The organism is Flavobacterium sp. ASW18X, from assembly GCF_005144745.1.
GTDB lineage: Bacteria > Bacteroidota > Bacteroidia > Flavobacteriales > Flavobacteriaceae > Croceivirga.
In genome coordinates this window covers 228,295-254,579 of the sequence record NZ_SWKK01000004.1, presented here as the reverse complement: position 1 = coordinate 254,579, position 26,285 = coordinate 228,295, and the positions used below count along the sequence as shown (strand labels likewise).

The following is a 26,285-nucleotide window of genomic DNA, read 5'->3' as shown; positions in this document are numbered from 1 at the left end:
ATTTTTTTTAGTTAGTGATTAGGTAATGTAACAAACTGGCGCATTTGCTGGTATTCTTCTATCCCCTTTTCCGTTAAATGTGGAATTATGAGCTGCCATAGTAGGGATATACTACTTGTTTGGTTTACTTTATAGTTGGGGTTATTAATTGCGATTTTTTGTGATTGCCAAAAAGTGCTCAACATCCAAATAGCGTATATCACTTGGTCAAAATCTACGAGACCATGTGTCGCTTTCATTCTTCCTGTTTCTATGTAATAATCTAACAGTTTACGCGCTGCCTTAAATCGCTCTATATTGCCCGCCTCATAACGCTTGGCAATAGTTGGATGGGTTTTAATGATGTTTACCAAATCGTTAAAAAAGAAGGCATATTCTTGTTGCAACGCATCAAATTTCCCCATCATATCTTCCAAATGAAACAAGGTTAGATAGGTGTTTTTAGGCAAGATATAGTCTAGTGTCACCGTGTACATATCTTCATATAGCGCTTCTAACAAATCCGATTTGGTATTGTAATGGTACTTTAAATTACCAGCACTTATACCCATGTTGTCTGCCAACTGTTTCATAGAAACATTTGACATTCCCTCCTTATTAAACAATTGTATTGCTGCTGCCTTTATGTTGGCTTTCATTGTAAATTTTTAAATCAATTACGTAAATATATAAAATATTAGTAAACGTTTACTAAATATTTTAGTTTGAGTCAAAATGGTAGCGTAATATGCAGCTATGCGGAACTACCGCCCTATTTTTTGAGTACCATCGATTTATTCTTAAAATAAACTGGCAACGGCATGCAACCTTAGACTTTTGTGATTGTCTTTATTTAAAATATAAAACATTAATCATGAAAGTATTTAAATCTATTTTGGTTCTTTTTGCATTAAGTTTTTTCTCCTGCGAATTAGATGACGGAGAAATTGTCCCATCTCCGGACCCTAACAGTGGACTATGGTATAATGCAGAAAAGGGTTATATACTAAACATAAAAGACGAAAAAACTGATTTAATAAATATAACCAATGGTGGTTGTGCGTACTACGTTCCAAACTTTAAACCTGAAGATTTTGGTTACCGTTTAGAACAAAAGGATTCTACAATTCTATTACGCCCTTCTTTTTCATCTATAGCGGATATTGTATTTACTGCTGAAGAAACTGATGAATTTTGCGATGTATTGTCCATGGAGCCAAACAATGATCCAATGGTAAACTACAATTACTTCTGGAACTTTTTTAATGACCATTATGCGTTTTTTGAGTTACGAAGTATTAATTGGGAAGAATTTAGTGGTTTTGAAGATATAGTAACCGAAGCTAATTTTTACGACACTTTGGCTGCCATTGTGTATCAATTTGAAGATGGTCATATAACAATTACAGACGAGGCTAATGGCATAGAAATTAATGCAGGTGCACCAAAGCTTTTTACAAGATTAAATGCAAACCTTTCTGTAGATAACAAAGCTGCCAACGAGGAAGAATTGGTAGCGCTAATACATTTAAAATTAGAACTTATACAGCAAAAATATTTATCCAATGGATTTAAAAGTAGTGCTACTACCAACATGGTTTATGGAATGATAAATGACCAGATTGGATATTTAAATATTTTAGAAATGGACGGTTTTGGCACTGATATTAATAATGAGATAGCGGCAGTTGGTAAAGAAATGACAGCAGCTTTGACTTATCTTAAATCTCTAGGTATGTCTAAACTAATTATAGACACCCGTTTTAATACTGGAGGCATAGACCAAGTCTCTGTAGAAATTGCTTCTAGATTTACTACAGAGCAACGTGTTGGTTTTACCAAAAAGGCAAGACTAATAGAAGGATTTACCCCGGTAAAAACAGTGAATTTTGGCCCAAAGGGCGATGAGCAATTTACAGGAGAAATTGTATTACTAACAAGTCCTATTACTGCAAGTGCTGCAGAAGTATTTGCCTTATGTTTAAAAGATATGCCCAACGTAACCTTAGTTGGGGAAGCTACCAATGGCGTGTTTTCTGATATTTTGGAACATCGTTTACCCAATGGAGCTACTATAGGCTTGTCTAATGAGGTTTATGCCGACAGTAAAGGTGTTGTTTTTGAAGGAGTTGGCATAGCTCCTCTACAAGAAGAATTCTTAGTACCTCTGCTAACTGATGATGACATACAACGGCAAGTAGACAGTGGTATTTTAAAAACAATAGCAATATTAGAATAAGTTTTAAACAAAAAGAGACCCTACTTGGGTCTCTTTATTATCTTAGCCAAACGTAAGCCTATTTTTCTAGCGTTACCTTTACGGCATTCCAGCCTTTTTGCCCTTTCTCCAATTCAAAAGTTACCTTATCCCCTTCTGCAATTTCATCTATTAAACCACTTACGTGGCAGAAGTATTTTTCTTGGTCTTCCAAATCATTGATAAAACCAAAACCTTTAGAAGTATCAAAAAAAGCAACTCTACCCTTATGTACAGGGTCTACCTCTTCCTCCTCTATATCTTCTTTTTTAGGAATCCCAATTTCTATAGTAGAAGCATCTATCTCTTCTCTTTCTGTTGGGTCTGGTGGCGTATCTGTAAGATTTCCATTTGCATCTACATAAGCAAACGGAATGCCTCCGCCGCCTTCTTTAGCTTCAGCTTTACGCTCTTCTTTACGCTTTAATTTTTCTTCTCGTTTCTTTAAACGCTTTTTCTCCTTTTCCCTTTTGGAATAGGTTTGTTGTGATTTTGCCATAAATTATGTTAGGCCCATAAGGTACGGCTTATAAAGCTAGAATTATAATTTTTATTGATTAAAATAAAAAAGCCTATCGAATTTACTTCAATAGGCTTTCAAAAAAAGTATTGTATAAACTAAGGTATTAAACCACTCTTACGTTTACAGCGTTTAACCCTTTTCTTCCTTCTTCTAAATCAAACTCAACAACATCACCTTCGCGAATCTCGTCAATTAATCCAGAAACATGTACAAAGTGCTCTTTGTTAGCACCTTCTTCGTTAATAAAACCAAATCCTTTAGTGTCATTAAAGAATTTTACTGTTCCTTTACTCATTACTTTAAAATTAAATAGTATTTATATTCGGCAAATGTCGACTTAAATTATTTATAAACAGTAGTTTATTTTAAATATTTTTAATAAAAATTACAACATGGCTTCTTGCAGCCCTTTTTCTAAGGATTTGTAGACAAAATTAAACGGTGAACGGCTTACATCTCGCTGTAATTTGGTGGCAGACGTTTTAAAAGGTTCCTCTTTTTTTTGAGAATTACTGGGTAAAAATAAATTTAGTATCGTATTAATTATAGCTTTTCTTTTTCCTGAATTTGGCTGTATTAAATACACTCCTAAATCTGTGTATCGTGCCTTTAAATTTGTAGTAGATTGGTAATTATGACCATCAATTGTAAAATACAACTCGCTCATATTACCTTCTAATTCAGTATTGGCCACAGGTTTAGTAAAGCTATTTACCTTACGCATGTCAAAATCTACCAACCTTCCTTTAAACACAAAAGCTTCTGTAGTATCTCTAACATTAAAAGTCCAATCGGCATCAAACTTACCAGCCCCCATAAATTGTGTTTCAAAGTGTAATTTTAAAGGTGAAGAATAGGTATTGCCAAGATTTTGAATTTCTACCTCCATATCTTCGAAAGTCAATATTCCCCCATCATTAAAATCCTTTGTTTTTTCCGTGTAAGCCAAATAAGTATTGTAAAAATTAAAGTGATTTACTTGAATGGCGATTGGTGCTTTACGGAGTAACTCGCCATACATGGGTTTATATCTACTATCTTCAGCAACGAGCTTATTGCGATGTATTTTTATATATGGCTGATGTAAATTAATATGTTCTGCAGCGATACCTAGACTGTCTTTTTGCCTTTCTGTTAACTGCAATTGAGTAAAACTTAAAGAATCTATAGTGATGTTGTAGTGGTCCCTTTCTACCGCCAATCCTTTAGAGAAATCTTCTGGTGGCAATACTGTTTGGTAACTTATGTCTTTGATTACTGTATAATTTGAGTCTCCTGAAATGCTTTGTAACGTTAAATCCTCATATGCAGTAGCCTTAAGGTAAACCGGGCCGCTCGTTATGGCATATGAATTCCCCGTAAACGGAAACGATTTTTCTAGAGTGCGACTAGAGACTAAAATATCTTCAATTTCCAAGTTAAAATCAGACAAGGTTGCCAATGGTCTTTTTTCATTTTGATTTAAGACCGTAAGATTGGCATGAGTGAGAATAAGTTCTTTTAGTTTGATAGCAAAACCAAGTTCATCACTTTTTTCTGTAGATTTATTTTCCGTAACAGATTTTGTTTCTCCTTTGATTAATAAGCCATTGAGTTGTTTTAGTTCAATATAATCAATGGTAAGATTACCAGTCCATAACAGTTTAATATAACCGATATCTTTAATCTTTATGGATTCGAAACGAAGTGTTCCAGTATAGCCAGCTTTTAATTCTTTCTTTAATGTAAGATCAGGGGCTATAAAAGTTGCTGTACCCTCAAACAATTTCAACTTTAGCTTTTGATAACGGACAGGAACACCTTGCTCTTCTTTAGCCGCCAAATATTGATTTAATCGATACTTTACCCCTATTAATACGCCTACATAAACTAAAGCGGCAATTAATACAATTGCTAATAGTGATTTTACCCAACCTTTATACCATCCCTTCAATGCATCTCCATTTGTTTAAAGGTAGTCAATTATCATTGGCTACTTTTCTTTTTTCTTATCAGGGCTTACTAGTTTATCATTTTTCCAAACACCGCTGGTTACTACTTTTCCTTTTTCTGAGTAAAATACTCCTTTTCCATTACGCTTATCCTCTTTCCACTGTCCCACATATTTTTCCCCATTTGGCCAAAAATAAGTTCCTTCCCCAAAACGTTTGTCTTCCTTATAAGCGCCAATGTAGTATTCTCCATCTATCCAATAAAATGCGCCTTGCCCATGGCGTTGGTTGTTTAGCCATTGTCCCTCGTACCTGCTACCTGTCTCCAATAATGCAATGCCATAACCGTTAGCCTTACCTTGGTCTACCTGCCCTACATAATGCAAGAGATTACCCTTCTTGCTTTTAAACTTTAAATATTCCCCTTGCGAACGGTTTTTGAGCTGTTCTTGCAATCTGCTTACTTGCACCTTTGCTTTCTGCAACGCAAATGCCAAAGAATCTACCGCACGGATATCAGAAGTAGCAATCGTAGGTAATTCTTTTAAACTATCTAATTCTGCTTTTAGACTATCTCTTTTAGGATGTATAGAACTTCCACCTAAGGATCTTAATTTTTGAGTTAAAGCAATACGCATACGTAGGTCTTTGTCATATGTTTTGGACCCTGTAGCTAGTTGGTCACTATATGCTTTTATCGCACTATCATAATCCCCCATAACCACCATAGAATCAATAGTTAAATAGGCATCTCTTTCATTCAACGCATTTTCTAATTCTGTAGTAGTAGCAGTTTCTTCTTCTAACTTTTGGGTTAAGTTATACGCCTTAACTATAAAGTAAATCGCGGCAACTACCCCAACGCCTGCTACTATCCCCAATGCTCTTTTAGATATTTTTTCCATCACGATTAATCGTCTAAATGAATGTCTGGTAATTTGTTTTTAACTCTTCTGAAATCTGGAGAATAGTACATATGAAAGCGCATAGTCCAAGATTGTTTGTAAATACCTCCATTACCTAAATCTTGCCCTTGAGAATACATTAAGCCCGCCGCAACAGTTAATCTAGGGGTTAAAATATACCCTAAGGTGGTTGTTAAACGCAAATCTTCCATAGGGCTTGCAACCACAGCCTTACCACTTTGCATTATTAACTCAGCCTCTGGTGATACGTACAATGTTTTGGGTTTTAATTTATGACTGTTTAAAGGAATCTTAGCTCTAAACATATAGCGCCAACGGTTTCTGAAGATATACTCACTATCTTCTGCAAAACCTTGTGTCCAGCGGTGTTCTATACGTAGTCTATGATATATCATTGCGCTGTACAATGGCATTGCAAATTGGTATTGGTGCCAAATACGCCATTCTGGAACTACATTTCTATCTTCAGAGTCCTCATCAGTATTAAAATTCACACGTAGCACACCGCCCAAACTAAAATTGACTTTTTTATTGTAGATATACCCAATAGCATGCCTATTATACACTTGAGCTATTTGCCCAACAAAAGGTGTAGCCTCTGTTTCTTGAAATCTAAAATGTGTTTGAGCATCCCAAAACAAACGTTTACCAATTCTTATTTTGCCGTATGTATTTATCCATACTTTAGAAGTAGGGTCATTATATTTGGACTCAACGGGCAAATATTCCTTTTCTTCTACTTGTGCTGAAAGCTGTCCTAAGCATAGACCGTTAACTAATAACCAAAAACCAATAACTTTCCACTTTTTCATAGATGCGATTATTTGGCGTTGGTAAATTGATGAAACAATTGGAGGACGGTTTTAGGATTATTCTCTCGTTTGAGTTTCTTCTCTAATTTCTTTGTCTCTTTTTCGCGTAACTGAAGCATACTTTTGTGGGTAAATTCTAGGTCTTGCGCCAATTGCGCTGCTGTATTGCAATCCATAGAAGCTTTGGTGGTTTCAATAAAATATGGCAACAACACCTTTTTATAGGCGGCGGTAATCCGCTTTTTTACCTCTTCTTCCATTACCGTAGCCATAAATGGATTCCAAACAGGATCCAGATACGCTTTTTCAACAATTTGTTGTCGCATTGGTATTGCCGCTAATTGATTGGCCAGTAGTAATAGTTGATTATTACATTCCTTTTGGTTTTGTGCGAAAGAAAGCTTCGCCTTATTAGTCCGTAGTTTGGCATAATCCGTAAGGCCTTGCTCCATTTTTTTGTTGATATCTTCTATAGCTCTAGTCCACTTGTCTTTTGGCAAACTATCTAATAAACCTTCTATTTGTTGTTGTTGGGCAATAAGCCCTTCTTCTAAAGCTACTAACTCTTGTTCTCCTTTTTCTATACGCAGAATTTTTTGTAGCTCCAGGAGGGTAAGATTTACACCTTCTTTTGCAAAACCATACATATTAAATATGGCTTCTAAATTCTCTCCATTAAAATCAAAATCGTCAGCATTATTCAACGCAAAGGCTTTCTCTTTTTTCTCTTCCTTAGAGTCTACCATGACCAAAAATTCTTTCTGAGGTGCATCTGCAGAAAACAAATAGCCGTAAAGTTCCTTTGGAGATATATAATTGAGTAAACCCTGCCCATTTAGTTTTGAAAGCTCCTTTAATGGTAGTAGGTATTCCTGCTGCAAACGTTCTAATACATTATAGTGGAACATAGCGTCTTCATTGGAGCGTTTTAGAATATTTAAATGTGAATCTGCCAATAAAGCCGCTGTGGAAATTAGAAGTGAATCTACTACAGCAAATGTATTATCTAACTTTTCCTGTTGGGTAGAATCCATTTTGAAATATGGGACTTTAACTTTAAAGTCTGGTTTAAAATTTGCGTTCCCCAAATCTGTGAGAATTCCGTCTATTTTGGCATAGTAGTCGGCATTTTTTGCTAAAAGTTTTTCCATGCCATGAACTTGAGAAGATGATGTGGCATGTTGTGCCTCATAAAGTGCGACCAACTTCAGGTAGTTTTTATCCAAATTGATGGTCTTAAAGTCACCTTGTTTAAAGTCAAAAATTGGAATCGTTTCATTTCCGTTTTTGGTTGTTTTATCTATGGTTGCAAGAACTCCGTCTTTAAACTTCCAAGTTTCTTCCCCTAAACTACTTTGTGAAGAGAACAAAGACCAATCATCATGAGCCAATCCATCTCTTAAAAAGCGGCCCACCAAGGTGCTGTTTTTATCAGAAATACTAAACCCTTGCTGTGGTATTCCTGCCTCAAAGTTAATAGCACTTTCAAAAAGGGTGGCTATCTGCTCAGAATTTTCTATTTCTTGCACAGTTATAGTCCATTCGCCATCTGGCTCGCCATTAGCAATCAAACCTTTAGCTTCTTCTTGAATGCCACTTATTAAAACCCGATATTGGTAATCTACCACCTCAGATTCGCGATTGGATTTAAACTCTCCAAATTGAAACAACCATTTACCTTCTGGTGTTCCTTGATTAAAATTACCTTTTATTAAAAAAGAATTGTCTTCTTTAGCAACAAGTGCATCTAAGCTAGAACGCTGCAAGCTAAATGGCCCATTAAAAATAGTGTCTTTTTCCGTCACGGTATAGCTAAAAGCAGCTTTACCTGCATAGCTCTTTGTTTTGTAGGGGCCATTGTATTTTTCTAGTTCTTGCGCCAATAGTTTTTCTTGACCAAAAAAGGCCATGAGTAGCGCTAAGGAAAGAACATACGTCTTTTTACAAAAAATCATTATTACACGTAGTTTGGTTCCGCAATTTTACGGCAATTATTACATATACGTTAAAAACCTTTTTATAGATTATATAGGCCCAACATTTACAGACTAGGTAAAAGATGATGGTTAAAATTTTGGAATCAATAACGTATTCCTCACTAGCTTATCAATAATTAAACAAAATTGCCAAGCTGCTATTAAAAAAGCCCATTTTCATGGGCTTTTCTTTGTATTAAATTATTCAATTAAGCTTCTCCTCTTGCAGGATAATCATTCTTAGTAATGTAGCCAATAGCATTAAGTAAATCATCAAATTCTGGACGTGCAAAAGGCATTGTTTGTATAGAAGCACTGTATAGTGTACCATCTGGTTTAATCAAAAACAAGCCTGGCTCAATAAACATATCTGGCTCTTTATCTTTTATGCCTTTAGACACATAAAGTCCCCATTCACGGGCATTCTGTATACTAAAATTATAACCCAAAGGAATGTCTGCTATTTTCCATTTATCGTATTGTTCTTTAGCCCTTTCTTCGCTATCAGAACTTATAGCGATTACATTAACCCCTTTAGCTGTAAAATCCTTTAATTTAGTCTGTAATTCTTCTAAATATGTTTTACAAATAGGACAATGCAACCCACGGTAAAAAATTACCATAGTAAAATTGTCAGGGGTTTGTTCGCTTAAAGTCCAACTTGTACCATTCACTAGTTTTAAATTTAACTCTGGTACTTTTGTTCTTGGTTTTAACATGTTATTATATCTGTTTTAATGCTTCATCAATTTTTAAATCGCCTTGTAAAATTTCGTAAGTTTTATTGGTAGTCGTGCTTTCTCTCAGAGAACTTACAAGCGTATTTGCGACATCTGCACGCGTAATTTCACCCTTTTTTTCAAGAGAATCACCAATTTTGATAGTCCCCTTAGCACTTTCATTATTTAAAGTACCCGGTCTTACTATTGCATAGGGTACTTTACTCTGTTTCAAAAATTCGTCCGCGTTGTGTTTTGCTTTCAAATAATCCTGTAACTTTTCGGCCTTTTCAGGTGCGTCTGCCCCCATAGAACTAAGCATAACAAATTTTTTAACGTTAGCTTTTTCTGCTTCTCTTATAAGGTTTTTGGCTCCTTCTTGATCCACAGCAACTACTTTTTTACCTCCAGAACCCGCTGCGAATATGACTTTATCAATGTTTTGAACCGCATGGCTTAAATCATTCTCCAAATCTCCCAACACCGTATCAATATTTTTGGACTTAAATTGTTCCATTTGGGATTCCTTGCGCACCATAGCCACAGGCGCATATCCTTCTGTATTATTTAAAATTTCTACCACTTGTTTACCTGTTGTTCCATTGGCTCCCGCCACTAATATCCTTTCCATAGTTTTATTATAAATCTTCTGTTATTATTTGTTTGTTCGTTACACCTAAGGCCTGTAAGTCTTCTTTAACCGAATTAATCATCGGTACTGGACCACAGACGTAAAAGTTTTTATCTAGGTCACCAGCATTCTCTTTAATAAACGATTGGTCTATACGTCCGTGAGCATGTTTTGGATTTTGCTCTTCTGATAGAATATTGATAAAATCTGCTCCTAACCATTGATTAAATTGCGAATCTAAAACAATGTCTCTTTCACGCTTATTTGCAAAAAGAAGCCTATTTTCTTCCAATTGATTTTGTGCCGCCAAATCCTTGAATATGGATATGAAAGGTGTAATGCCTGCGCCACCTGCTATAAAAGTTCCTGGCCCTTTGTACGAAATTGCTCCCCACGCATCACTTATTATCAACTCATCGCCAGCCTCTAAGGTTTGCAACTTATCCGTAACCCCATTGTGTTCTGGATAAATTTTAATAGTGAATTGTAAAAATCCATCACTTGGCAAACTGGTAAACGTAAACGGTCTCTTCTTGCTTTTATAGCCTTCTTTATTTAATGCTACTTCTGTAGCTTGGCCAGGTGTAAAATCAAAATTTGCAGGCCTGTCTGTTTTTATCTGCAAAACATCATGCGTAATGAAACCTGTTTCTTGAATATTTACTGTGTATTCCATTTGTTTAATCTTTTTCATTTAATAGCAGCTACAAGGTAGCACTACTGTTATTTGCTCTTTGACCACTTTAAATTTATCCTTAACCCATTTCCTATTTACGTAATTAGATTTTTTTATTTCTGTTAAAAAGGCTTGTAGATTAAATACGCTATCCGTACTTTGAAATTGAAGTTAATCCAAAAAAATAATGAAAGTAATTATTACAGGGGCTACAGGAATGGTTGGTAAAGCGGTGCTTTTAGAGGCCGTAAAAGACCCTAAGGTATCTGCCATTTTATTACTTAGCAGACGTACTATTGGACAATCTTACCCAAAAGTTTCTGAAGTGTTGCATCAAGATTTTACAGATTTCTCTACAATAGCAACACATTTAAAGGGTTTTGACTTATGTTGTCATTGTATGGGGGTTTCTTCTGCTGGAAAGTCAGAAAAAGAATTTACCCATTATACCTATACCATGACCAAAGCTTTAGCAGATGCATTATTTGTATACAATCCTAATATGGTCTTTACCTATATTAGTGGGCAAGGTACTGATAGCTCAGAAAAAGGACGCGTTATGTGGGCCCGTGTAAAAGGCAAAACCGAGAATTATTTACTTGGTAAAGGATTTAAAGATGCTTATATGTTTAGGCCTGGTATAATTCTACCAGAAAAAGGTATTCGTTCTAGCACCAAACTATACCACTGGTTTTATGTAATAGCAAAACCTATATTCCCAATTCTAGAAAAGCTTAAAAGTGTAACTACAACCACAAAAATAGGTAAGGCTATGTTAAATATTTATGCCAATCCACAACCTAATAAACATTTAGAAGGTGAAGAAATAAATACCGCTGCAACCCTACAAAATTAAGATTGTTCTTCTACATAAATACGGTAAACAGCGTCCCCATAATCATCCGAAATTAGTAAAGAACCATCTTTTAAGAATAGCATATCTACAGGTCTACCCCATCTTGTTTGGTTTTCATGATTTAACCAGCCTTCTATAAAAGGCTCATACTTGAGGGCCTTATCCCCTTCTAGTGTTACCTTAGTTATACGGTAACCCGATTTTTCACTCCGATTCCAGCTGCCATGTTCTGCAATTAGTATTTGCTTTTGGTATTTTTCTGGGAACATTGTTCCTTCTACAAATTTGACCGCTAATGGCGCAACATGGGCTCCAAGATTTTGTACTGGTGGCACAAACTCATCACAAGAACGCTTTGCTCCAAATTCTGGGTCTGCAATAGTACCGCCATGACAAAATGGATAGCCAAAATGAGCACCAATTTCTGTGACTTTATTTAATTCACAAGGAGGCACATCATCCCCCATCATATCTCTACCATTATCTGTAAACCACAGTTGGTCTGTATCTGGGTGCCAAGTGAACCCAACGGTATTACGCACCCCACGTGCCACAATCTCTCTATTACTTCCATCCAGGTCCATACGAGTGATGGTTGCGAACCGTTCGTCTTTATCTGTATCATCACAAATATTACATGGTGCACCTACGGGTACATATAACTTATCATCAGGACCAAAGGCTATATACTTCCACCCGTGATGAAATTTATCTGGATAATCGTCATAAATCACAACTGGTTTGGGTGGGTTATCTAAACGCTCTTCTATATTATCGTAACGCAGCAACCTATTTACTTCTGCCACATACAATGCACCGTTTTTAAAAGCGATGCCATTAGGCACTTCTAAGGTGGTGTCTAAAACTATGGTTCTGTCTGCAACAAAATCATTATCACTATCTATTACAGCATATAATTTATTCTCTGTACGGGTACCCACAAATAAAGTGCCTTTATCCCCCATTGCCATAGAACGTGCGCCATCTAAATTTTCTACAAAAGTGTGTACTTTAAAACCTTCTGGCATCACCAAACTATCCAAAGGTAAACTTGAGGTGTAAACTGGCTTTTCTTCCACAGCTACCTCTGTAGCTTTTTTATTTTGATTTTTACAGGCAAAGCTTGAGGCTAGTAATGCTACTATGGTTAATAGCTTAAAATTTTTTAGAAACATGTTCTCTGTATTAAATGTGGTTTTCAAATATAATTAATCTTCAAAAGGATAACTCATTAATTTACCAAACAAAAAAACGGCCCTTATAAAAAGGACCGTTTCCCATCAATCAAAAAGTAGAATCACCTAATTTTTAAGTGATTCCATATCTATCACAAAACGATATTTAACATCTGCCTTTATTACACGTTCAAAGGCGTTGTTTACATCTTGCATATTAACCATTTCTACATCTGCTGTAATGTTATGCTCTCCACAAAAATCTAACATCTCTTGTGTTTCTTTAATACCACCGATTAAAGACCCTGCAATACGTTTTCTACCTCTAATTAAACCAGCACCGTTAACAGCTTCTAATGGTTCTACTGCACCAACCATAACCATAGTAGCATCTATTTTTAATAGAGAAAGATATGGGTTAACATCATGCCCTACCGGGACTGTGTTTAAAATAAAATCAAAACTATTTGCATGTGCTTTCATAGCCTCAGCATCTTTGCTAATTAGCACCTCATGTGCGCCTAATGTTTTGGCATCTTCTGCTTTTGCTGGCGATGTGGTTATCATAACTACATGCGCTCCTAGAGCATTGGCAAACTTAACCCCCATATGACCCAGGCCTCCCAGACCAATAATCCCTACTTTATCCCCCTTTTTCACTTTCCAGTGACTTAAAGGAGACCATGTGGTAATACCCGCACATAAAAGTGGTGCGGCACCCTTGGCATCTATATTGTCTGGCACCTTTAACACAAAATCTTGTTGCACCGTTACGCCTGTGGAATAACCTCCATACGTGTAACCTCCTAAGTGTTTATCTGGGCTATTATAGGTGTAAATTGTTCCATTTTCACAAAATTGCTCTAAGTGATTATGACAAGAAGGACAATCTTGACAAGAATCTACCATACAACCTACTCCTACTAAATCACCTTCTTTAAATTTGGTAACATTAGCTCCTGTGGCAACCACTCGGCCAATAATTTCATGTCCTGGAACTACAGGGTATTTAGAATTTTTCCAGTCGTTACGTACTTGATGAATATCACTATGGCAAATGCCACAGTATAAAATATCTATTTTTACATCTTCTGCGCCCGTTGCTCTTCTCTCTATATGCATAGGTTCCAATGCCGCTGTATTACTGCTTGCACCGTACGCTTTATGTGTTTCTGTATTCATATATAATTTTTAATATACGTGTTTCACGCTTCTTGTTTTTCCTCTTTATATGTTGGATAATCTAAGTAACCCTCTTTTCCTTGAGTGTAAAAAGTATCCTTATCCCAATCTGCCAATGCTATATTATTTTTAAATCTATCTACTAAATCTGGATTACTGATATAAGGTTTACCAAAAGCAACCATATCTGCCTCTCCTGTCTCAATAACTTCATTTCCTTTTTCTTGGTCAAATCCGGCATTAATAATTAGGTTACCGCTATACATCGGCCTAAAATGTTTGGCAATCTGTGTCACCGCAAAAGGTACATCAGAAACATCTGTGAACGGTTCTGATAAATGCACATAAGCCAAGTTGTATTTACTCAATCTATTAATGATATACTCAAAAGTAGGTATGGTTTCTTCGTCAACAGACATTCCCATCATACCATGCATAGAAGGATTAAAACGTACTCCTATCTTGGATGCAGGCATTACACTTTTTACCGCCTCTAAAACTTCAAAAAAGAATCTTACTCTATTTTCTATACTACCGCCATACTCATCTGTTCTTACATTAGAGCATTTGTTGAAAAATTGATGGAAAAGATAGCCGTTGGATGAATGTATTTCCACACCATCAAAACCAGCCAACATAGCATTTTCAGCTGCCTTTTTAAAATCAGATATCGTTTTGTCTATATCTTCTTTTGTCATTGCCTTTGGTGTTACAGTATCCTTAAAACCTTCTGGAGTATACACTTGTGCTTCTGGATTAATAGCAGATGGCGCTAAAGGCAATTGACCTTCGTGAAAGTCTGGATGAGAAATACGCCCTACGTGCCACAATTGAATAAAAATTTTACCTCCATTTTCATGTACCCCGGCAGTAACTTTTCTCCAACCATTTACCTGCTCTTGAGTAAAAATACCTGGTGTAAATACGTATCCTATAGCCTCTTTAGAAACGGGAGAACCCTCCGTAATAATTAGACCGGCACCAGAACGTTGTTTGTAATAGGGCACGTGTAAATCCGCTGTTGGTTTAAGTTCGGGGTTATCTGCTCTACTCCTAGTCATAGGAGCCATGACCACTCTATTATTTAAATAGAGTCCGTTTTGCTTTAAAGGTTGTAAAAGAGGTTGTGTATTTTTCATAGTAGCGCTTTTTTTTGATGTTTTGCCCAAGTTGGCAATAGTTTCAAAATTAGATAGACGCTATACGGTAAATATTGACCTACATCAATAACTTAATGGGTAGTCGTTAATCTTTTCCTAATTCTACTTAGACTCTCTGCAGAGATACCTAGATAATTAGCTATTTGATAATTGGGAACTCTCTTTTCTATGGTAGGATACCGTTGGCAGAACTCCTCATAACGCTCTTGGGCAGATTTTTCTAAGGTACTTAAAACACGTCCTTGCTGCGTTATAAAACCTCTTGTAACTAAAATCCTAAAATACCGTTCAAATAAAGGTGCTTCTTGGTAGACTTCTTCCAAATCTTTATAACTAATGGCTAACAATTCTGCTGGTTCAAGTGCTTCTACATATAATTTAGAAGGCTTATGGTTATAAAAAGCGTCAAAATCGCCAATCCACCAATCTTCTATAGCAAATTGAATAATATGTTTATGCCCTTTCTTATCTAGATAGTAGGAAGTTAGACAACCCTTTACCACAAAATACTCGTGGTCTGTATATTGCCCTGGGTGAATTATATTTGATTTTTTAGGAAAGTTTAGTGTCTTAAACTTAGTACAAAAAAAAGCCATCTCCTCCGCGGTAGGGGAAATAATACGGGATACATGCGCTTTTAATCCTTGGTACATGTGGTAAAATTGCTCATTATTTTAAACCTATACCAAAGATTTTATTTTTTTTTTAATGATGTGAATCTAAAATGTACGCCGCTACCTTTTGTTCTAAAACATTAAATTTTTTTAAAGACGCTTTTACTTTGTCTAAGGCAGGGTAAAAATGTAGATTTTGATTTTGCAACTCGTTAAACAATAACATCTGTTCCTTGGCAAGATTTTCAAAACCAGATTTGATGTCTTGTAATTTTACAAATCCATCATAATTCTTAGGTTCAAATTGATACGAGTTTAATTTACGTACCATGCGCAAAACACATCTGTGGTTTCGCTCTAATCTCATGACCAATTGGTCTGTGTCATTTATCGTGGCAGAAGTATTCATAACAGCTTAGTTTTAAGGGAGTCATCCAAGTAATAAAGTTAAGAAATATCTTACATTTATTTAAATGATAAATATCATATTTTAAAACTTTAACACACCCTACCTTGCATTTATAAATAAACTAACAATGCACTAACAGCATTTTTACATTTGAATAGATAGCTTTAAGTTTAACTTAAAAAAAAGTATATGAACATTACATTTGAATATCATGACATTAAAGCAAGTGAAAGATTAGAAGAACTTATCACTAAAAAGTTAGAGCATTTACAAGAGAAATTCGATTTTATTGTACAAGCTCAAGTTTTCTTAAAGCATGAGAACACCTCGTCACCATTAACAGGCAAAATATGCGGTATTCAGTTAAGTGTTCCTGGACCTAGATTGTTTGCAGAGGCAAGCGAAGAAAATTATGAGAATGCGATACATAAAACAATCCATGAATTGGATAAGCAGTTGAGTAAGAAGAAAGAAAAGATGAAAGCACATTATTAAAAAATAGAAAAGCCCGGGTTACACCGGGCTTTTTTAATATTTAGAAAGGCTTTTCCTTATCCTTTTGTTTGTTGCATAGCCTCTTGCTTTAAGGCATCACTCGCCACAATTGCCAACTCAACTCTCCTATTTTTAGCTTTCCCTTCTGCGGTATCGTTGGTGGCTCTTGGCTGGGTTTCCCCATACCACTTGGTAGTAAATCTAGATGAACTTATACCTGTGGCAACTAAATAGTCAGTCACGGAGCTAGCTCTTTTCTGAGACAGTTGCATATTGTAATCTTCTGCACCAGCACTATCTGTATGGCCCTCTACTAAAATGTTGGTATCTGGATACTCTTTTAAAATTTCCGCCAATTTATTTAAAGTAGTGGCTGCATCTCCTTTAACATCAGATTTATTCGTGTCAAAATAAACACCAGCATCTTGCGTAAATGTTACATTAATACCTTCGCCAACTCGTTCTACCTCTGCACCTGGAATTTCCTCTTCAATACGTTCTGCTTGTCTATCCATACGGTCGCCAATGTATCCACCTGCAGCACCACCTACAACAGCACCAATTATAGCACCTAATGCAGTATTACCTTTACCTACATTATTACCGATTACACCGCCTATGGCAGCGCCTCCTGAGGCACCAATCACCGCACCTTTTTGTTTATTATTTGCATTCTTTACTGTACTACAACTTGCCAAAATTGCGAAAGTCATAAGTACAGTAGCTAATTTTACGTTTATCTTTTTCATTGTACTATTGTTTATTAAAATTGTATACTACAGTAACGGGTTCACCATCTACACTGACTCTAGATTTAAGTGTCATATTTTGCTCAGTTAGATTTGTAATATCTAATCGGTATCCTAAACCTCCCGATACATCTTTATTTTTCTCATCTATGAATTTAAATTGCAATTGGCTAACACTATTAGTGGGCTCCACAATAGTCCATTTTATAAACCTATCACCACCTTGGCATAAGCTCCCACCTTGTATAGTATAGCGTCCAGTATTATTATTATCACGGAAAAACCACTGGCTTCCCTCAAAACAAATGTCTTTAGAATCATTGAATAATACCGATTTAAATGCTCCTTGATTACCTTCATAAGAAACATCACTCAATATCCAAGTACCGCTAAGTATGTTTTGCTGTTGTCTGGACGATTTGGATACTGAACAAGAAAAAAGCACTGTTACCATGAGTAACGCACTTAATAATTTAGCTGATTTCATAATAGTTTTTATTTGTTCCATGTATATACGCTTAGAAACGTATTTTAAGATTTACGTCACTGTTAACAAATGTTAAAGTCGTTGAACAGTCACCTGGCAAAGAAACTAAAGACCATAAAATAGTTTTAGTGCAATACATTCCATTCTTAGCTTTATTGGCTCACAATCCCATTCTAGCTTAGTTATTAACAGTTAGTAATACTAATGCACAACTTTGCTTATTTTTGATTTAACTAATAAAAATGAACACATGAGTGCTATTCCAAGCGTGGATTTAAGGGACTTCTTATCAGAAGAACCGAATAGAAAGGAGAAATTTATAAAGGAAATTGGTGCAGCTTTTGAAAATATTGGTTTTGTTGCGTTACGCGGACATTTCTTGTCCGATGATTTGGTAGAAGATTTGTATTCTGAAATTAAAAAGTTTTTTGCGCTACCACAAGAAGTAAAAGATAGTTACGAAATAGAAGGTATTGGTGGGCAACGTGGCTATACAAGCTTTGGTAAAGAACATGCTAAAGGTAAAAAAGAGGGCGATTTAAAAGAATTTTGGCATTTTGGGCAATACGTAGAGGATAATCCAAAATTAGAAGAAGAGTATCCTGTAAATGTTATGGTAAAGGAGTTGCCCAAGTTTAATACTGTTGGGAAAGAAACTTACCAAATGCTAGAGAAAACAGCAAAATATGTACTTAGAGCCTTGGCTTTACATTTAGGTCTAAAAGAAACTTATTTTGATGATTATATTAAAAATGGTAACTCCATTCTACGTCCTATTCATTACCCCCCAATAAAAGAAGAACCTAAAAATGCAGTTAGAGCAGCCGCACATGGTGATATTAACCTAATTACACTATTAATGGGTGCACATGGTAAGGGTTTGCAAGTAAAAGACCATGAAGGTAATTGGGTAGACGCTATTGCTCAAGAAGATGAATTAATGATTAATGTTGGGGATATGCTATCACGCTTATCTAACAATAAATTAAAATCTACTATCCACCAAGTAGTGAACCCGCCAAGAGAATTATGGGGAACCTCTAGATATTCCATTCCATTTTTTATGCATCCAGTGAGCAATATGCCTTTAAATTGTCTGGAAAACTGTATAGATGAAAATTATCCAAAACAATTTGAAGACATTACTGCTGGGGCTTATTTGCATGAACGTCTTATAGAATTAGGCTTAATTAAAAAGTAAGGATGGATTTACAGGACCAGTTAAAAAATCTTTTCCCAGAGCACGAGCCAGAAACTGATAAAACAGAAGAGAAAAAGGAACATTCTGAATTTTGGATTCAGGATTCTCCTCTTATCTGTAAGTACGAAAAAAGAAAAGGTAAACCTATCACTATTATTGAAGGATATAACGGGGCTACTGACGATTTTAAAAAGTTAACCAAAGCGCTTAAGCAGTTACTCAGTGTAGGTGGCAGTCATAAAAATGACACCATTATTATACAAGGAGATTACCGCGATAAAATCATGACTTTTTTAAAGGAGAGTGGTTTCACTGTAAAACGTGTTGGGGGCTAACCAAGCATTAACTACCCCTATCGATAAACTGTTAAATTTACCGACCAATGGTCTATCTTTTGTGGCGTTTGTTTTGCTTTTCTTGCTGTAAGCCTTATTTTTAACAAGTCTAACCAACGAAAACTACTACCTAAAAATGAATTCTTTATTACACATTACAAACGGTGATGCCTTTACGGACCGTTTAAAATCCCTCCCATACAAAGGAGACATTATTACCTGGAGAGAAATGCTTTGCGAAGGCAAAACTATCAGTACTGTGGGTAGTGAAACGTTTTGGAAAACGCGTTTTGAATTTTTAAACGAAAATTATAAAGTGAGTAAATCTTGGTTTATAGAAAAAACCTTAAAAGAATACCGCTCTCTTTGCAACCATAAACAACAAGACCAAATAGTACTTTGGTTTGAGTATGATTTGTTTTGCCAGATTAATATGTTAGCTGTAATTAGTTGGCTAAAAACGCACAGAAGGCATGCAGAAATTTCCTTAGTATGCAGTGGCAAGGAAAAAGGGTCTAGTAAATTAAAGGCGTTAAATGAACTGACCGATGAACGTCTGGCAGAATTATACGAAAACAGAAAAGTACTTACCCAAGACGATATAGAATTTGCAGACTATGTTTGGCAATTATATTGTAGTGACAATCCCATACGATTAGAAAATCTAGGGGACTTTGAAAATTACCAATTCACTTACCTTGCAGACGCTTTACAGATGCATTTACAGCGTTTTCCTTCTATTAGAAATGGATTAAATGCTTTAGAAAACAAGGTGTTAAACACCGCAATAGAAGCAAAACCAAAATCCAAAAAAGCCTTTGTAGGTACACTTTTAAAAACCCAAGAAGGTTATGGTTTTGGAGACTCTCAATACGATAGAGTATTAACAAAACTAAAACCATTATTTTCCTCTTTTAACCCAGTAAGATTAACAAAAGTTGGCAAGGAAGTGCTAGCTCACCAAACCAATTTTTATGCAAATCTTAGAGAAGGGAACGATTATTTAGGTGGTGCACTTAAATACAATTTTCTATACAATACAGAGAGCGAACGTATTCTTAAACTTTAATTATAGCGAATGCCCATAGCGGACTCGGAACTGATAATCAACCCAGACGGGAGTATCTATCATTTAAATTTAATGCCAGAAGACCTTGCGGAAACTATTATTACTGTAGGTGACCCTGATAGGGTGAGCATGGTTTCTGATTTTTTTGATGCCGTAGAAATAAAAAAAGGTAAACGAGAATTTATTACCCATACTGGGTATTACAAGAACAAACGTATCTCTGTTATTTCTACAGGTATCGGAACAGACAACATAGATATTGTTTTTAATGAATTAGATGCTTTGGTAAACATAGATTTTGCTACCAGAGCTATTAAGGAACAGAAGACCGCCCTAACCATTATAAGAATTGGCACCTCTGGGGCCATACAACCCCATATTCCCATAGACAGCTTTTTAGTATCAACAAAAGCGGTTGGCTTAGATGGTTTAATGCACTTTTATGAGCACAATAACCTTAATGAGTTAGCATTAGAACAAGCTTTAACCAGTCATTGTAATTGGCAAGAGTACGGAATAATCCCCTATGCTTACTCAGCAGCTCCTAAAACATTAGAACAGTTTAAAAGCGATACTATTTTTCAAGGGATTACCGTAACCAACGCCGGTTTCTACGCACCGCAAGGAAGACAACTTAGATTACGCCCTCAACTGAAAGATTTTCATTCTAAATTAAAGTCCTTTCAACTAGGTTCAGATTTAATTACCAATTTAGAAATGGAAACGGCGGGCATTTATGGCTTATCTAAATTACTAGGCCACAATGCATTATCTATGAATGCCATTTTAGCCAATAGAGCTACGGGAGAATTTTCTAACAAACCCACTGAAACGGTTGCGGAGCTTATTCAGTATTGTTTGAGTCAACTTACTTAACATTTGTATCATCTAAAAAAAGAGGCAAATACTTACTTTTGGTAAAATTTGTAGATGAAAGAAATTCCGCTAAAACATAGAGACCATAATTGGTTGTTTTTTAACGAACGTGTACTACTAGAAGCGCAATGCCAAGACACTCCTTTGTTAGAAAGATTAAAATTTTTAGCTATTTTCTCGTCTAATCTAGACGAATATTTTAAGGTGCGAATTTCGCAATTACGGCAATTAAAAAAGGTTGACAAATCATTAAGAAAAAAACTTGATTTAAAAGGAAATAAAACACTTAAAAGTATACTTGAACTCATAGCGGAGCAGCAAACCGTTTTTGGCAAAACCCTATCAGCGATAGTAGAGGAATTAAAAACTGAACAGGTTTTTATCCACACAGACAATACGCTATCCCAAAATCAATTGCAGTTTATTGATACTTATTTTAATAAAGAAGTTGCAAAGCATTGTGAGCAAATTGCTTTAGACAATCCTTCTAAGATAAAAGACGGACAACTGTATTTTGTTTGCCAAAATGAGGATGAAAAATTACAATTATTGAAAATTCCAAGTAACGAAGTTGGTCGTTTTGTTAGTTTACCTGGAGAAGGACATCATTATATGTTTATAGATGATGTAATCCGATTAAAATCCGCATCCTTGTCACTAATGCCAGTACAACAACTCTATGCCATCAAATTGTCTAGAGATGCTGAATTATATCTGGATGATGATTATACGGATATGGATTTAGTAGATAAAATTTACCAAAGTCTTGGACAACGTAAATCTGGCCAGCCAACCCGGTTGTTGTATGATGCTGCCATGCCAACCACTTTAGTATCTCAACTAAAAGAACTTCTACAATTGGGCAAGGTAGATATGGTTAAAGGTGGTAAATACCATAATTTATCGGATTTTTTTTCTTTTCCCGCTCCGAAAAATAAACCCCACTTAGTATATGACCAGCGACCTCCCCTACCGCATTTTGCCTTATCTAATTCTAATGATATCTTTAAAACCATTGCAGAGAAAGACCAAATTGTGCATTTTCCCTATCAGGATTTTAAGGTAATAGAAAAGTTTATTCAACAAGCTGCCAATGATTTAAAGGTGACCACCATTAAAATGTCGCTCTATCGCATTGCTAAAGAATCAGCATTAACAGACGCCCTTTTAACCGCTCTAAAAAATGGTAAAAAAGTACTTCTATTTGTGGAAGCACAAGCCCGTTTTGATGAGCAGAACAATATTAAATGGGGCCGTATTTTTGAAGAACACGGAGCAACAGTTCTATATAGTGTTCCCAACATTAAAGTGCATTCTAAAATAGCATTGGTAGAAAGAGCCGTTACAGAAGGTCCTAAACGGTATGTTTATATTGGTACTGGGAACTTTAATGCTAAAACCGCTAAAATTTATTCGGACCACGGTTTATTCACTGCACATAAAAAAATTACCAAAGAACTAGCACAGGTATTTCAGGTGTTAGAACGGACATTAATCATACCCAAAAGCAAGCAGTTAATGATTAGTCCTTTCAATACAAGAAATAAATTTTTAGAGTTGATACAGCAAGAAATTCGTTTTGCAAAAGCTGGTAAGACTGCAAAAATTACGGCTAAGATGAATAGCTTGGAAGACCGCAAAATGATAAAAGCCATACAAGATGCTAGCGAAGCTGGTGTTAGCGTCCGGTTAATCGTAAGAGGATTTTGTAGACTAGTACCTAAGGCAGAGCATGAGTTAAAGCCCAATGAAAAACCTATTTATATCACCAGTATAATTGACCGATATTTAGAACATGGAAGAATTTACTTATTCCACAATGGAGGTGATGAACAAATGTTTATTGGCTCTGCTGATTGGATGACGAGAAATTTAGACCGCAGAATTGAAGTATTAACTCCAATTTTAGACCCAACAATTTTTACTGAATTAAAAGACATCCTAACTTTACAATTAAACGACACGGTAAAAGCACGTGTGCTAGACGCGGAAGATAATAACCACAAGGTTAAATCTAACCGCAATAACATCCGTTCCCAATATGCCATTTACGATTACCTAAAAGAAAAATACCATGCAAACAGTTAAAATTATAGGCGTACCAGAACATTTTAATTTGCCCTGGCATTTGGCCATAGAAGATGGTGCTTTTGAAGAAAGAGGAATCGATTTACATTGGGAAGATATTCCAGAAGGCACAGGTAGGATGGCTAAGTTGTTAGCCGATGAGCAGACAGACTTGGCAATTATTTTAACAGAAGGTTTGGTAAAAAGCATTACGGAAGGTAACAACTCTAAAATAGTGCAAATATATGTTGAAAGTCCACTTTTATGGGGTATACATGTGGCACACCATAGTTCTTTTACAAATCTATCAGAGTTAGAACACACCAAAGCAGCAATTAGTCGCTATGGTAGCGGAAGCCACTTAATGGCCTATGTAAACGCACAAAAGCAAGGTTGGGACACCACTAAACTTCTATTTGAAGTAATTAACAATCTAGATGGCGCAGTCCAAGGATTACAAGAACAGCAGGCACACTATTTTATGTGGGAACATTTTACGACAAAACCATTAGTAGATAACAATACTTTTAGACGTTTGGGAGATTGCCCAACCCCGTGGCCCTGTTTTGTAATAGCTGCTACAACAAAATTCATTACTGAAAATGCTACCATTCTTAAGCATATTTTAGACGTTATTAATACCTATACTAAAGAATTTAAGAGTATACCAAGCATTGATAGAACTCTGGCTAACAGATACGGGCAAAAATTAGAAGATATTACAAGCTGGTTAAGTAAAACTAAATGGAGTCAGCAACAATTAAGTGTAGAAACCTTACAAAAGGTACAGAACACATTACATCAACTAGAAATAATTGAAGAATTAAAAGATAAGGATTTGTTTTTGCACCAAGATTAAAAATGTTTGGTGAACATTTTTCTAAAAATTCGGTCAGACAAGGGTTTTTGAGCAATATCTCTAACATTTGGGTCCGCTAAAGTACGCCTTACAGTCTCTTCATTTTCTAGAGCTGTTATCATGACTATGGTAATGTTCTCCTTAAACTTGGCATCAAAATATTCCTCATAAGAATTTAGAAAGTCCCAGCCATTCATCACAGGCATGTTGGTATCTAAAATTAACAAACATGGAAAATCTAATTGGTTGTTATCTGCGTTTCGTAAAAATTCTAAGGCTTCCAAACCGTTTACTACGGAATGGATTTCTATTGTAGAATCTATTTGCTTAATGAAGAATTTATTTAAAAAATTCGTGGTTTCATCATCATCTACCAATAAAACAGATTTCAATTTACCCACCTTTATATAGGAATTTTCTTAGTTGGTTGTAAGTTACAAACGTAATATTTTTCTGGATGTTTTTAAAAGAATCTATTTTTTTTTAGGTTCTACCAACTAATTTCTTCCTTATTTAGAACTGTTAAAAGTTCATTTGCTTTACTAAAATGCTTATTTCCAAACCAATAGCCTCGATTTGCACTTAAGGGCGATGGGTGCCCAGAAGATAGAATATGATGCTTATTTTGGTCTATTAGCTTAGATTTTTTCTTTGCGTAACCGCCCCATAACAGAAAAATTACACCTTCTCTCTTGTCAGATATGGTTTTGATTACAGCATCTGTGAACGTTTCCCATCCCTTTTTTTGGTGACTACCAGCTTCTCCCCTGCGCACGGTAAGTGTCGCATTGAGCAATAACACCCCTTGCCTTGCCCAAGATACTAGATTCCCAGAAGTAGGATACGGTTTGCCAACATCTTGTTCCAACTCTTTAAAAATATTAATTAAAGAAGGTGGGTGCGGTATTCCTTCATTTACAGAAAAACATAAGCCATGCGCTTGGTTAGGTCCGTGATAGGGATCTTGGCCTATTAATACCACCTTAACTTTGGGTAGTGGGCAAAAATCAAAAGCCGCAAAAATATCTTTGCCTTGAGGATAACAGGTATTTTGTTGATATTCTTCTTTTACAAAAGCAGTTAACGCTTTAAAATAAGGGGCTTCAAATTCTTTTTTTAAAGCAGTCTTCCAGCTTTTTTCTATTGTAACTTCCATAGCAATGTATCCCTTTTAAAGGTCTTATGTTAAAGATGATATAAGATTGAACAATCAAACTTCAAATTTACCAATATCTACTACATTTAACTATTCAAACTACAAATGATGGAAGTACGATTCAAAATTGTTTACCTAAAAAAGAGATTTCCACTTAGGATAAGTAGAGGCGTGCGAGACGGACAATATAATCTCTACGTAGAAGTAGAAGATGATGGTTTTGTAGGCTTGGGCGAAACTTCTCCAGGGATATCAGAAGGCGCAGCTACCGCAGAAGAAGCACAATTACAATTAGAAAAATTTGTACAACAATCTTTTAACCCAGATGCTATTTACAATGTGTACGACCAGGCTTTGGCAGAAAACATAGCCCCATGTGCATTAGCAGCTTTAGACATGGCATTATGGGATTTAAAGGCAAAAAAAGCAGGTTTGCCGCTATATCAATTATTAGGGATTGCAAAACCAAAGGTAGCCACCTCCATTACGTTAGGGATTATGACTCCGGAAGAAGCTAAGGAACGTTTACCCATTATTTTAGAGCAAGATGGCATACGTACACTTAAAGTAAAATTAGGTAATCCTGAAGGTATAGAAGCTGACAAGGCTATGTACACAGAGGTTCTTTACTACAATAAAGCATACCCCATAAGTATTAGAGTAGATGCCAACGGTGGTTGGTCTCCCAAGGATGCAAAACATATGATGCAATGGTTGGCAGAGCGCCACTGTGAATACGTAGAACAACCGTTACAAGAAGGGCTAGAATCTGAATTGCCTTATCTTTATAAAAACCGCCCCCTACCCATCTTTTTGGATGAATCTTGTCGCTTTGCGAGCTCCATTCCTAAATGGGCGCATACTGTAGATGGCGTTAATATGAAATTAATGAAATGCGGAGGCATTACAGGTGCGCTGCGAATTATCCATACTGCCTATGCCTTCGGATTAAAAACCATGATAGGTTGTATGGGAGAAAGTTCTGTATCTATCGCTGCCGGTGCAGCGGTATCTGGCATGTTAGACCATATAGACCTTGACTCACATTTAAATTTAAATCCAGACCCTTGCTCGGGGGCTCCTTTGGTAAATCAAATTATAATGCCTTTATCCCTTCCGGGCCACGGGGGACAATTTAAAAGTTAAACTTAACCCTAAAATTTAT

At 35.9% G+C, this 26,285-nt stretch carries 29 protein-coding genes; 10 read left to right on the top strand and 19 right to left on the bottom strand.

All coding sequences use genetic code 11. The features are described 5' to 3' along the window. Nucleotides 1-11 precede the first annotated feature (11 nt). Nucleotides 12-638, bottom strand: a complete 627-nt coding sequence (locus FBT53_RS03900; RefSeq protein WP_136949853.1) for a TetR/AcrR family transcriptional regulator — start codon at nt 636-638, stop codon at nt 12-14. Between the two features lie 215 nt (nt 639-853). Between FBT53_RS03900 and FBT53_RS03895 the strand changes: the two genes are divergently transcribed. Further along, nucleotides 854-2,218 (top strand): S41 family peptidase, encoded by a 1,365-nt coding sequence (locus FBT53_RS03895; protein WP_169630308.1) that lies wholly within the window; start codon nt 854-856, stop codon nt 2,216-2,218. 58 nt (nt 2,219-2,276) lie between these two features. Here the strand turns inward: FBT53_RS03895 and FBT53_RS03890 are convergent, their stop codons facing one another. The 9 genes from FBT53_RS03890 to FBT53_RS03850 form a co-directional block, all read right to left on the bottom strand. Further along, entirely contained in the window at nt 2,277-2,735 is a 459-nt protein-coding gene (locus tag FBT53_RS03890) for a cold-shock protein (protein ID WP_136949851.1), read from the bottom strand. A gap of 127 nt (nt 2,736-2,862) precedes the next feature. Further along, nucleotides 2,863-3,054 carry a cold-shock protein gene (locus FBT53_RS03885; RefSeq protein ID WP_136949850.1) on the bottom strand — a complete coding sequence of 64 codons (192 nt, stop codon included), beginning with the start codon at nt 3,052-3,054 and terminating at the stop codon, nt 2,863-2,865. Between the two features lie 90 nt (nt 3,055-3,144). Further along, on the bottom strand, nt 3,145-4,692 hold the full coding sequence (locus FBT53_RS03880; protein ID WP_136949849.1) for a hypothetical protein: 1,548 nt from the start codon (nt 4,690-4,692) through the stop codon (nt 3,145-3,147). A 39-nt stretch (nt 4,693-4,731) separates the two neighbouring features. Then, complete coding sequence (locus FBT53_RS03875) at nt 4,732-5,595, bottom strand: MORN repeat-containing protein (protein WP_136949848.1); 864 nt, start codon at nt 5,593-5,595, stop codon at nt 4,732-4,734. Between the two features lie 5 nt (nt 5,596-5,600). After that, nucleotides 5,601-6,428 (bottom strand): DUF2490 domain-containing protein, encoded by an 828-nt coding sequence (locus tag FBT53_RS03870; protein WP_136949847.1) that lies wholly within the window; start codon nt 6,426-6,428, stop codon nt 5,601-5,603. Between the two features lie 8 nt (nt 6,429-6,436). Next, nucleotides 6,437-8,383, bottom strand: coding sequence for a hypothetical protein (locus FBT53_RS03865; protein ID WP_136949846.1), 1,947 nt, complete (start codon nt 8,381-8,383; stop codon nt 6,437-6,439). Between the two features lie 230 nt (nt 8,384-8,613). Continuing rightward, nucleotides 8,614-9,123: a peroxiredoxin-like family protein gene (locus FBT53_RS03860; protein ID WP_136949845.1), complete on the bottom strand. Its 510-nt coding sequence runs from the start codon at nt 9,121-9,123 to the stop codon at nt 8,614-8,616. Between the two features lie 4 nt (nt 9,124-9,127). Beyond that, nucleotides 9,128-9,754 carry an SDR family oxidoreductase gene (locus FBT53_RS03855; protein WP_136949844.1) on the bottom strand — a complete coding sequence of 209 codons (627 nt, stop codon included), beginning with the start codon at nt 9,752-9,754 and terminating at the stop codon, nt 9,128-9,130. A 7-nt stretch (nt 9,755-9,761) separates the two neighbouring features. Further along, nucleotides 9,762-10,448: an FAD-binding oxidoreductase gene (locus tag FBT53_RS03850; protein ID WP_240729757.1), complete on the bottom strand. Its 687-nt coding sequence runs from the start codon at nt 10,446-10,448 to the stop codon at nt 9,762-9,764. Between the two features lie 169 nt (nt 10,449-10,617). Between FBT53_RS03850 and FBT53_RS03845 the strand changes: the two genes are divergently transcribed. Beyond that, a complete protein-coding gene (locus FBT53_RS03845) occupies nt 10,618-11,286 on the top strand; it encodes an NAD-dependent epimerase/dehydratase family protein (RefSeq protein WP_136949843.1) in 669 nt (222 codons plus the stop codon). On the opposite strand, the gene FBT53_RS03840 is transcribed toward FBT53_RS03845, so the two are convergent. The 5 genes from FBT53_RS03840 to FBT53_RS03820 all read right to left on the bottom strand — a co-directional run bounded on the left by FBT53_RS03840 (nt 11,283) and on the right by FBT53_RS03820 (nt 15,826). After that, nucleotides 11,283-12,461 (bottom strand): sorbosone dehydrogenase family protein, encoded by a 1,179-nt coding sequence (locus tag FBT53_RS03840; RefSeq protein WP_136949842.1) that lies wholly within the window; start codon nt 12,459-12,461, stop codon nt 11,283-11,285. The two genes, FBT53_RS03845 and FBT53_RS03840, sit on opposite strands and share 4 nt — an antisense overlap. A 126-nt stretch (nt 12,462-12,587) precedes the next feature. Continuing rightward, nucleotides 12,588-13,643, bottom strand: a complete 1,056-nt coding sequence (locus tag FBT53_RS03835) for an NAD(P)-dependent alcohol dehydrogenase (RefSeq protein ID WP_136949841.1) — start codon at nt 13,641-13,643, stop codon at nt 12,588-12,590. Nucleotides 13,644-13,666: 23 nt separating this feature from the next. Then, a complete protein-coding gene (locus tag FBT53_RS03830; RefSeq protein ID WP_136949840.1) occupies nt 13,667-14,782 on the bottom strand; it encodes an alkene reductase in 1,116 nt (371 codons plus the stop codon). A gap of 92 nt (nt 14,783-14,874) precedes the next feature. Beyond that, nucleotides 14,875-15,456: a Crp/Fnr family transcriptional regulator gene (locus tag FBT53_RS03825; protein WP_136949839.1), complete on the bottom strand. Its 582-nt coding sequence runs from the start codon at nt 15,454-15,456 to the stop codon at nt 14,875-14,877. Nucleotides 15,457-15,508: 52 nt separating this feature from the next. Continuing rightward, the gene (locus FBT53_RS03820) at nt 15,509-15,826 is read right to left on the bottom strand and encodes a hypothetical protein (protein ID WP_136949838.1); all 318 of its coding nucleotides are present in this window, start codon (nt 15,824-15,826) and stop codon (nt 15,509-15,511) included. Between the two features lie 189 nt (nt 15,827-16,015). Between FBT53_RS03820 and hpf the strand changes: the two genes are divergently transcribed. Beyond that, the gene (hpf, locus tag FBT53_RS03815; protein WP_136949837.1) at nt 16,016-16,321 is read left to right on the top strand and encodes a ribosome hibernation-promoting factor, HPF/YfiA family; all 306 of its coding nucleotides are present in this window, start codon (nt 16,016-16,018) and stop codon (nt 16,319-16,321) included. A gap of 56 nt (nt 16,322-16,377) precedes the next feature. Here hpf and FBT53_RS03810 read toward each other — a convergent pair whose 3' ends face one another. Both FBT53_RS03810 and FBT53_RS03805 read right to left on the bottom strand, forming a co-directional pair. Beyond that, nucleotides 16,378-17,070 (bottom strand): OmpA family protein, encoded by a 693-nt coding sequence (locus FBT53_RS03810; protein ID WP_136949836.1) that lies wholly within the window; start codon nt 17,068-17,070, stop codon nt 16,378-16,380. A gap of 4 nt (nt 17,071-17,074) precedes the next feature. Next, nucleotides 17,075-17,557, bottom strand: a complete 483-nt coding sequence (locus tag FBT53_RS03805) for a lipocalin family protein (RefSeq protein ID WP_136949835.1) — start codon at nt 17,555-17,557, stop codon at nt 17,075-17,077. Between the two features lie 250 nt (nt 17,558-17,807). Here FBT53_RS03805 and FBT53_RS03800 point away from each other — a divergent pair, with 250 nt between their 5' ends. From FBT53_RS03800 to FBT53_RS03775, 6 genes are all read left to right on the top strand, one after another. After that, nucleotides 17,808-18,758, top strand: coding sequence for an isopenicillin N synthase family oxygenase (locus FBT53_RS03800; protein WP_136949834.1), 951 nt, complete (start codon nt 17,808-17,810; stop codon nt 18,756-18,758). Nucleotides 18,759-18,760: 2 nt separating this feature from the next. After that, a complete protein-coding gene (locus tag FBT53_RS03795) occupies nt 18,761-19,093 on the top strand; it encodes a translation initiation factor (protein ID WP_136949833.1) in 333 nt (110 codons plus the stop codon). Between the two features lie 136 nt (nt 19,094-19,229). Continuing rightward, complete coding sequence (locus FBT53_RS03790; RefSeq protein WP_136949832.1) at nt 19,230-20,162, top strand: DUF1835 domain-containing protein; 933 nt, start codon at nt 19,230-19,232, stop codon at nt 20,160-20,162. A gap of 9 nt (nt 20,163-20,171) precedes the next feature. Next, a complete protein-coding gene (locus tag FBT53_RS03785) occupies nt 20,172-21,038 on the top strand; it encodes a nucleoside phosphorylase (RefSeq protein ID WP_136949831.1) in 867 nt (288 codons plus the stop codon). 54 nt (nt 21,039-21,092) lie between these two features. Further along, complete coding sequence (ppk1, locus tag FBT53_RS03780) at nt 21,093-23,126, top strand: polyphosphate kinase 1 (RefSeq protein ID WP_136949830.1); 2,034 nt, start codon at nt 21,093-21,095, stop codon at nt 23,124-23,126. Continuing rightward, on the top strand, nt 23,113-23,964 hold the full coding sequence (locus FBT53_RS03775) for a substrate-binding domain-containing protein (protein ID WP_136949829.1): 852 nt from the start codon (nt 23,113-23,115) through the stop codon (nt 23,962-23,964). The genes ppk1 and FBT53_RS03775 overlap by 14 nt, the downstream gene beginning before the upstream one ends. On the opposite strand, the gene FBT53_RS03770 is transcribed toward FBT53_RS03775, so the two are convergent. Together FBT53_RS03770 and ung are read right to left on the bottom strand one after the other, a co-directional pair. Beyond that, nucleotides 23,961-24,356 (bottom strand): response regulator, encoded by a 396-nt coding sequence (locus FBT53_RS03770; protein WP_167987910.1) that lies wholly within the window; start codon nt 24,354-24,356, stop codon nt 23,961-23,963. The two genes, FBT53_RS03775 and FBT53_RS03770, sit on opposite strands and share 4 nt — an antisense overlap. 98 nt (nt 24,357-24,454) lie before the next feature. Next, a complete protein-coding gene (gene ung / locus FBT53_RS03765) occupies nt 24,455-25,120 on the bottom strand; it encodes a uracil-DNA glycosylase (protein WP_136949827.1) in 666 nt (221 codons plus the stop codon). Nucleotides 25,121-25,228: 108 nt separating this feature from the next. Here ung and FBT53_RS16340 point away from each other — a divergent pair, with 108 nt between their 5' ends. Continuing rightward, complete coding sequence (locus FBT53_RS16340) at nt 25,229-26,266, top strand: dipeptide epimerase (RefSeq protein WP_136949826.1); 1,038 nt, start codon at nt 25,229-25,231, stop codon at nt 26,264-26,266. Nucleotides 26,267-26,285 lie beyond the last annotated feature (19 nt).